This window comes from Roseburia sp. AF42-8 (assembly GCF_003435965.1).
Classification (GTDB): Bacteria; Bacillota; Clostridia; order Lachnospirales; family Lachnospiraceae; genus Roseburia_C; species Roseburia_C amylophila.
The window spans coordinates 1-8153 of the sequence record NZ_QTVB01000067.1; the positions used below are offsets into that span (position 1 = coordinate 1).

Annotated in this window: 8 protein-coding genes and 1 pseudogene; 1 reads left to right on the forward strand and 8 read right to left on the reverse strand. The window is 36.7% G+C overall.

The annotated features are described in order from the left end of the window. Positions 1 to 204 precede the first annotated feature (204 nt). On the forward strand, positions 205 to 1008 hold the full coding sequence (locus DW059_RS14405) for an alpha/beta fold hydrolase (protein ID WP_158552135.1): 804 nt from the start codon (positions 205 to 207) through the stop codon (positions 1006 to 1008). A gap of 164 nt (positions 1009 to 1172) precedes the next feature. Here the strand turns inward: DW059_RS14405 and rsmG are convergent, their stop codons facing one another. From rsmG to rpmH, 8 genes and pseudogenes are all read right to left on the reverse strand, one after another. Continuing rightward, on the reverse strand, positions 1173 to 1895 hold the full coding sequence (gene rsmG / locus DW059_RS14410; protein WP_022242302.1) for a 16S rRNA (guanine(527)-N(7))-methyltransferase RsmG: 723 nt from the start codon (positions 1893 to 1895) through the stop codon (positions 1173 to 1175). Positions 1896 to 1925: 30 nt separating this feature from the next. Beyond that, positions 1926 to 3803 carry a tRNA uridine-5-carboxymethylaminomethyl(34) synthesis enzyme MnmG gene (mnmG, locus tag DW059_RS14415; protein WP_117699256.1) on the reverse strand — a complete coding sequence of 626 codons (1878 nt, stop codon included), beginning with the start codon at positions 3801 to 3803 and terminating at the stop codon, positions 1926 to 1928. Positions 3804 to 3833: 30 nt separating this feature from the next. Further along, a pseudogene (gene mnmE / locus DW059_RS14420) lies at positions 3834 to 5218 on the reverse strand (tRNA uridine-5-carboxymethylaminomethyl(34) synthesis GTPase MnmE). Positions 5219 to 5336: 118 nt separating this feature from the next. Beyond that, positions 5337 to 5960: an RNA-binding cell elongation regulator Jag/EloR gene (gene jag / locus DW059_RS14425; RefSeq protein WP_022242299.1), complete on the reverse strand. Its 624-nt coding sequence runs from the start codon at positions 5958 to 5960 to the stop codon at positions 5337 to 5339. A 15-nt stretch (positions 5961 to 5975) separates the two neighbouring features. Further along, positions 5976 to 7247 (reverse strand): YidC/Oxa1 family membrane protein insertase, encoded by a 1272-nt coding sequence (locus tag DW059_RS14430; protein ID WP_199534384.1) that lies wholly within the window; start codon positions 7245 to 7247, stop codon positions 5976 to 5978. Positions 7248 to 7263: 16 nt separating this feature from the next. Beyond that, positions 7264 to 7419: a membrane protein insertion efficiency factor YidD gene (yidD, locus tag DW059_RS17720; protein ID WP_242986305.1), complete on the reverse strand. Its 156-nt coding sequence runs from the start codon at positions 7417 to 7419 to the stop codon at positions 7264 to 7266. 83 nt (positions 7420 to 7502) lie between these two features. Then, on the reverse strand, positions 7503 to 7826 hold the full coding sequence (gene rnpA, locus DW059_RS14440; RefSeq protein ID WP_022242296.1) for a ribonuclease P protein component: 324 nt from the start codon (positions 7824 to 7826) through the stop codon (positions 7503 to 7505). A gap of 57 nt (positions 7827 to 7883) precedes the next feature. Next, complete coding sequence (rpmH, locus tag DW059_RS14445; protein WP_022242295.1) at positions 7884 to 8027, reverse strand: 50S ribosomal protein L34; 144 nt, start codon at positions 8025 to 8027, stop codon at positions 7884 to 7886. Positions 8028 to 8153: the final 126 nt, after the last annotated feature.

An 8153-nucleotide genomic window follows, 5' to 3' on the forward strand; every position in this document is an offset into this window, starting at 1 on the left:
CTTATTCTATGATTTTAATTGTAAAGCAGCATATTTTTGTTTATAATAAAAGTATCATAAACTTTAGGGAGGAATTACAATGAACAGAAACCTGAAAAAGTAATCGGCATCACTACTACTGCTGTTGCCGGCATGTATATTATAAATAGAATTGTAGATTATACTGCAGGACAAAAAAATCTTTTAACTACCGAAGAAGGAAATATGTATCACTGGAAAAATGGTGACGTCTTCTATACTGTTTCCGGTAAAGGAACTCCGGTTGTTCTGATTCATGAACTGAATCCTGCTTCTTCCGCCAAAGAATGGAGTAAGATTGTACACCGCCTGGAAAAGAAACATACCGTCTACACTATCGACCTGCTTGGCTGCGGCCGTTCTGAGAAACCAGGTATTACCTATACCAACTTCCTATACGTACAGTTAATTAATAATTTTATCCACGACATTGTAAAAGAAGCGGCAAATATAGTCGTAACTGGTATTTCTTCTTCTTTCGTCATTATGGCACAGGCAATGGAGCCGGATAACTTTAAAAAAATTATTTTGGTTAATCCATCTGACATCAATATCATCAGGGAGATACCTACAAAAGAAACAAAGGCTGCCAAAACTATTTTAGAGATTCCAATTCTTGGTACCTTTATCTATAACCTGATTATGCATCACAAGAGAATCCGCAATTACATTGAAAGTAAATATATCTTCAAGAAAACATTCCTTTCATCCAAATTAGAAGATACTTACTTTGAATCTGCACACAAAGGAAACAGTGCCGGAAAATATCTGCTTGCCAGCACCAAAGGAAATTATGTCAATATTGATATCACCAATGCTGTGAAAAAAGCAGACAATCTCTACATCATTTCCAGTAGAGAAAGAAATAATGCCGTAGCTATTACAGAAAAATATCTTCACTTAAATAAGAATATTGAAGCAACCTACATCTCCAATTCCAGATATCTTCCCCAGCTTGAAACGCGGATAAATTTAAAGATATTGTTTTAATGTTCTTACAATAATAAAACCAGTCATTGAAAACAACGTATAAATCTTTAAAGGATAACAAACGAAAATTTGTTATCCTTTTTATTTACTCAACTATCGAGAAAAATTATAGTAGAAAAGAAAGAACCAAACATGTTTCCAGTAGTTTAATCTAATTTTAATTTTTACTTTAAAGGGCTTTTTGATGGAGTTCCAGCCTTACGTGGATATGCTTTTGGTGTCGCATGAACCTTATTAATTACCACAAAAGAACGTTTAATGTCACTATCCGGCAGTGTAAAGTGAATTACATCCTCTATCTCGCCGCCCAGCACGAAAACTGCCTTCTTTGCATCCTTCAGCTCATCTTCCACCTCTCCAGACTTATAAGAGATAAATTTGCCGCTTGTGTGAATAAATGGTAGGCAATATTCACTTAATGTGGATAAATTTGCAACTGCTCTGGAAACACATAAATCAAAGGATTCACGATAATCTTTTCTTTTAGAAAGCTCCTCTGCTCTTCCATGAACCGTTTCAATATCCTTCAGATTAAGTGCTTCCATAACTTCATTTAAGAATAATAACCTTTTATTCAAGGAATCCGCCAGAGTAATCTTAAGCTCCGGAAACATAATCTTAAGTGGAATTCCGGGAAAACCGGCTCCGGTTCCCAAATCCAACAAAGTAAGCGGCTTCTTTAAGTCCATCACCTGGCAAAGAGAAATACTGTCTAAAAAATGTTTCTCCACAACATCCTCAAATTCTGTGATTGCAGTAAGATTCATTACCTTATTCTTTTCTACCAGCATTTCATAGAAAGTCAAGAACTGCTGCTCTTTCTCTGCAGTAAGTTCTAAATTCCAATCTGATAGAATATTTCTCATTTTTGTAAAATCATATGCCATAAGATATCCTCATTCTTCTCATTCTTCTTCCTATTTTTTTATCTGTTCCATATAGACTAACAACATCGTAATATCTGCAGGTGATACACCGGAAATTCTTGAAGCCTGTCCAATGGAAACCGGGCGATAAAGCTTTAACTTCTGTCTTGCTTCGATACGAAGGCTGTCTACTGCATCATAATCAAAATCATCCGGAATTTTCTTATTCTCTAATTTTTTAAAATGCTCCACCTGTTTAATCTGACGTTTGATATATCCATCATACTTAATATTAATATTAACCTGTTCCTGTACTTCTTCCGGAAGTTCTGGTCTGCCTTCATCAATTGGAGCAAGTTTTTCATAATCCAGTTCCGGTCTGCGAATCAGTTCGGTAAGACGGGTTCCGGTGTTCAAAGGAGTACTTCCATATTCCTCTAAAAGTTTCTGTACATTGTCTTTAGCACCGATAGTTACTGACTCTACCCTATTTATTTCATCTTGAATTAATTTTTCTTTTTTTACTACCCAGTCATATCTTTCCTGAGAAATGAGTCCGACCTGATAACCATATTTACTCAAACGAAGGTCTGCATTATCCTGACGCAGTAATAAACGATACTCGGCACGGGATGTCATCATCCGATATGGCTCATGATTCTCCTTTGTAACCAAATCATCAATTAACACTCCGATATAGGACTCGGAACGATGCAATACAAGCTGTTCCTTCTCTTTTACATATAAAGCTGCATTGATTCCAGCAACAATACCCTGGGCTGCAGCTTCTTCATAGCCGGAACTTCCGTTAAACTGGCCGCCGCTGAACAATCCCTTGATATTCTTAAACTCCAGCGTAGGTAACAACTGGTTTGGATTGATACAGTCGTACTCAATAGCATATGCATTTCTTACAATCTTCGCATGCTCCAGTCCCGGAACCGTATGATACATTTCATATTGAACATCCTCTGGCAGGGAACTGCTCATTCCACCGACATACATTTCATTGGTATTTAAGCCTTCCGGCTCCAAAAATACCTGATGTCTTTCCTTATCGGCGAATTTTACCACTTTATCCTCAATGGAGGGGCAATATCTAGGACCCGTTCCTTCAATAACACCAGCATAAATTGGTGAACGGTCGAGATTTGCACGGATAATCTCATGAGTTTTCGGATTTGTATAGGTAAGCCAGCAGGATGCCTGCTCTATCTGAACACTTTCCGGGTCTGTAGTAAAGGAAAATGGTACTACTCTCTCATCGCCGGTCTGCTCGGTCATTTTACTGAAATCAATACTATTTTTATCCATTCTTGCCGGAGTTCCTGTCTTAAAGCGGAACATTTCTACTCCATGGGCTTTTAAAGAATCAGTAAGATGATTAGCAGGCTGCAACCCATTCGGTCCTGTGTAATTAATCACATCTCCATAGAGACATCTTGCCCGAAGATAAGTTCCGGTACACAATACAACAGCCTTACTGTGATAAATTGCTCCGGAAAATGTTTTAATGCCGGCAATCTTATTATCTTCTGTGATAATTTCAGATACTTCCGCCTGTCTTATGGTAAGATGTTCAGTAGACTGCAGCGTTTTCCGCATTTCCATACTATAAGCTGCCTTATCTGCCTGGGCACGAAGAGAATGCACTGCAGGACCCTTAGATTTATTTAACATCTTCGACTGGATAAATGTTTTATCAATATTAATTCCCATTTGTCCACCCAGAGCATCAATTTCACGAACCAGATGTCCCTTGGAGCTTCCACCAATGTTAGGATTACAAGGCATCATCGCAATACTGTCTACACTTACTGTAAATATAATGGTTTCAAGCCCCATTCTGGCACAGGCAAGTGCTGCTTCACAACCTGCATGACCTGCTCCAACCACACACACATCATATGTCTCTTCGATTACCGACATTTCATTATCCTTCTTTCTATCTAAATATAATTATTTACCCATACAGAATTTACTGAAAATCTCATTAACCAGATCATCTTCTACTGCTTCTCCAATAATAGTACCCAGTTCTTCATAAGCATTCATAAGATCAATGGAATAAAAATCTTCCGGCATTCCATTTTCTACACTCTGTTTTACTAACTTTAAGCTCTCTACTGCCTGAATCAATGCGTTTTTATGTCTAATGTTAGTAATATAAACTTCATCGTTAAATGAAATCGTTCCATGGAAAAACATTTCCGTAATGGTCTCTTCTAATACATCAATTCCAATATTTTCTTTTGCAGAAATAGCTATCATCTTATGATCTGCACCGGATAATTTTTCTTTGATTTCATCTTCTCCGGTTACCTGGATTAAATCAGATTTGTTCAATAAAATGATGGCTTTCTTCTCCCGGATGGCATCTATAATCTTTTCGTCATTTTCATCCAATGCAGTAGAAGTATCCACTACATAGATGATAAAATCAGCTTTATCCACAAGGGATAGTGCTTTATCCACACCAATCTTCTCTACCACATCCTCAGTACTTCTGATTCCAGCGGTATCCATAATATTAAGTGTTATGCCATTTAAATTAATCTGCTCTTCCAATACATCTCTGGTAGTTCCGGCAATATCCGTTACAATTGCCCTCTCTCTTCCCACCAGCACATTTAATAAAGAAGATTTTCCGGCATTTGGCTTTCCGACGATCACTGTATTAATGCCTTCTTTTAAAAGACTGCCATTTTCCGAAGATGCAATCATCTGATTCATCTTATGCATCAGTTCATCTATTATAATAAGAAGATTCTCTCCATATCCATCAATACTGATATGCTCCGGATCGTCTAAAGCAGACTCAATAAATGCAATCTCATGTATGATTTTACCACGAATTTCTTTGATTTTTCCTGTAAGAGCTCCGTTTAACTGCTGCATGGAACTTTTCAATGCAAAATCATTCTTTGAAGAAATGACATCCATGACAGATTCTGCCTGGCTTAAATCAATACGCCCATTCAAAAATGCACGCTTGGTAAACTCTCCCGGTTCTGCCGGTCTTGCTCCATTCTTCAGCACAACTTCTAAAATACGCCGCATCACAAGTGTTCCACCATGCAGTCAATTTCTACCGTATCTTCTCTGGTATAACTGTTCGGTGCCCGCATCAGAAGAACCATTACTTCATCTATTATTTCATCTTCATCATAAATATGGCCATAATGAATCGTATGACTCTTGCACTGTGATAAAAGCTTGTTTCCTTTTTTTGGCCGGTATATCTTATCAATTACATCAAAAGCATCTTCTCCACTAATACGGATGATTCCAATTCCTGAATTCGTCATGGCGGAAGCAATTGCTGCAATAGTCTCTGTTTTCATAGAAATCTCCTTAATATAAGAATTCTTATATTATCTGTGTAATATATAAGAGTTATAAAACGGTATAATTATATCTATTTATACTCTTATGAAATCATTTTCTTATAAAATTTTTAAATTATTTTTTTAATGTAACAACTACATGACGGAAAGGTTCTTCTCCCTCGCTGTGGGTTTCTACATATCTGTCACCCTGCAATGCAGAATGAATCACTCTTCTTTCAAATGGATTCATTGGCTCTAAAGATACTGGACGTTTTGTTCTCTTAACCTTATATGCAATATTCTTTGCAAGATTTTCCAGAGTATCTTTTCTTCTCTGGCGGTAATCTTCGGTATCAAGCTTAACTTTGATATATCCATCCGAATGTTTATTAACAGCAAGATTTGTAAGATACTGAAGAGAATCTAAAGTCTGTCCTCTCTTGCCAATCAGCAGTCCCATTTCTTTACCGCTTAATTCTACTTCATAGACCTTATCATCTTCTGCTTTCTTAATATCAATGGTAACTTCCATATTCATAGCAGAAAATACATTTTCCAAAAACTCACGGATATTATCTACCGTATCATTCTTCTTCCGTGCCTTGATGATTGCAGGTTTACTCTTGATACCAAGAAATCCGGTAGAACCCTTCTCAATAACTTCTACCTCAATCTTGTCACTGGTAGTTCCAAGCTTAATCGAAGCCTCTGTAATTGCATCATCCACTGTTTTTGCTGAAACTTCAATAAATTCCATTGTATATTACCCCCTCTATTTATTGTTTCTTTCATTGAATTCACGTACTCTGTTAGCTTTAGAAGCAAGACTTCCTGCTTTTGCATTACTTCTTACCTCTGCTGCATGCTCTAAAGCTTCTTCCTTTTCTTCTTTTGTCATAGTACCTGATTCAATAACATTTGCTTTTGTACTCATCTTTGCTGCATTAGCAATCTGATTTTCAATCAGACCCATTTTCTTTTCACGCTTTGCTTTTGCTTTTTCCTGATTAGCTTTCATAATAGCATCCCAGTCCATCTTATCAAGACGTTTGTTGATACCCCACTGCTGGATACTACGAACAAGAGCACTTGCAATCCAGTAAATACCAAGACCAACCGGTACAGTGAAACACATTACAAATGAGAATAATGGCATCATAAGATTCATGGTTTTCATCTGCTGTGCCATTGCATCATTTTCACCGGTAGAAGCGGTAGGCATTAATTTAATATTTAATCTCTGTGTCAGGAAAGAAATAACCGGAATCAGTAATGCACCGATTGCAAGTAAATAAGCTCCTGACTTAAAGCCTGTTGTCATAATATTCCATGGGCTGTTTGAAATGTTAAGACCAAGGAAATAGTTTAACTTCTCTAAGGATTTCTCAGTTGCATCCAGATTGGTAAGATTACCAAATACTTTTGTTAACTCACTCCATCCGGAAGTATTCATCTTATATAAAACATCAACAATATAATTATGAAGAACATTTGTATCCGTAGCAGTAAAATCAACAGATAAACCTGCAATTTTAATTTTATCAACAAAGCTTGTCATCTTATCCGCAAAGCCGTCAATAGACATAATCTCTGTAACAAGAGCAGAAAACTTCTCTTTTACAGCTGGTACATATGCCGGTACATTTAAGAATACACGATATAAAGCAAACAGAATCGGCATCTGGATTAACATCTGGATACAGCTTCCGGTCGGTGAAACACCATATTTCTGGTAAACCATCTGTGTCTCTTCCTGCATCTTCTGCATGGAAACCTGGTCTCTTTTGCCATTATATTTCTTCTGGATAGCCTGAAGCTCCGGATTCATCTTCTGTGAAAGCTTTGAGAACTTCTGCTGTTTATAGGTTAATGGAAAAAGACATGCATAAATAATCAAAGTTAAGATAATAATGCAAAGTCCTATATTTTCTATTCCAAACAAACTGTTCAGCACATAATAGATTCCATTCATAATCCATCCTAAGACCTTCGCAATCGGTCCGAGAATCTTACCATTGTACTGAGTTAAAATGATTTCTGACACTTAACGTACCTCCTAATCATGGAACCGGGTCATATCCGCCTTTTGAAAAAGGATTACATCTTAATATCCTCCAGAGAGCCAGTGCTCCCCCCTTTACTGCACCATACTTTTCCACGGCAATCAGACCATAAGTAGAACAGGTCGGGCAATAAGGGCACTTTGTTGTTTTCATTGGTGAAAGATATTTTCTATAAAATTTAATGATTGCAATTAAAATTTTTTCAAAATCATTCCATCTTCTTTTCGATATTATCTTTAAATAATTCCATGAAGATTCGAAAGATGCAGCAATGAACTCTTTAACTTGTGATAACCTTCATTTTTTGCTGACACCCTTACGATGACTACAATGTCCCAACCACTATGAAACATCTCTTCGTGCAGTCTGTAACTTTCTCTTAATAATCTCGTCAGATGATGTCTTACTACACTATTTCCTACTTTTTTACTGACGGAGATTCCAATTCGATTCGATTCCAAACCATTTTCCAGAACATACATCACCAGATACTTGTCCGCATAAGACTTACCATTGCGATATACATTCTGGAAATCTTTGTTTTTCTTCAATGAGTCCATTTTTCAATCCTTAAAAAAGTCTTGTAATAAGAAGAAAAAGACCACAAAAGTTGTGGCCTATGCTGATAATTTCTTTCTTCCTTTTAATCTTCTTGCAGCCAATACTTTTCTTCCGCCTGCTGTACTCATTCTTTTACGAAAACCATGAACTTTATTTCTCTGTCTGTTTTTTGGCTGAAATGTCATCTTACCTTTATGCATAATAATCCACCTCCTCTATGCTAGAAAACATCAGTACAATTATAACAAAAAAAACCTGTCAAGTCAAGTAAAACCTGCATTTTTCGGTAATTAATTTTTTACACTACTATATATATAAGGAAGAAA

What these genes read in the sequence shown, in the direction of transcription:
- mnmG (WP_117699256.1), bottom strand. Translation starts at nt 3,803, where the DNA reads ATGTCGGTAATCGAAGAGACATATGATGTGTGTGTGGTTGGAGCAGGT.
- yidD (WP_242986305.1), bottom strand. Translation starts at nt 7,419, where the DNA reads ATGAAAACAACAAAGTGCCCTTATTGCCCGACCTGTTCTACTTATGGT.
- DW059_RS14405 (WP_158552135.1), top strand. Translation starts at nt 205, where the DNA reads ATGTATCACTGGAAAAATGGTGACGTCTTCTATACTGTTTCCGGTAAA.
- rsmG (WP_022242302.1), bottom strand. Translation starts at nt 1,895, where the DNA reads ATGGCATATGATTTTACAAAAATGAGAAATATTCTATCAGATTGGAAT.
- rpmH (WP_022242295.1), bottom strand. Translation starts at nt 8,027, where the DNA reads ATGCATAAAGGTAAGATGACATTTCAGCCAAAAAACAGACAGAGAAAT.
- rnpA (WP_022242296.1), bottom strand. Translation starts at nt 7,826, where the DNA reads ATGGACTCATTGAAGAAAAACAAAGATTTCCAGAATGTATATCGCAAT.
- jag (WP_022242299.1), bottom strand. Translation starts at nt 5,960, where the DNA reads ATGGAATTTATTGAAGTTTCAGCAAAAACAGTGGATGATGCAATTACA.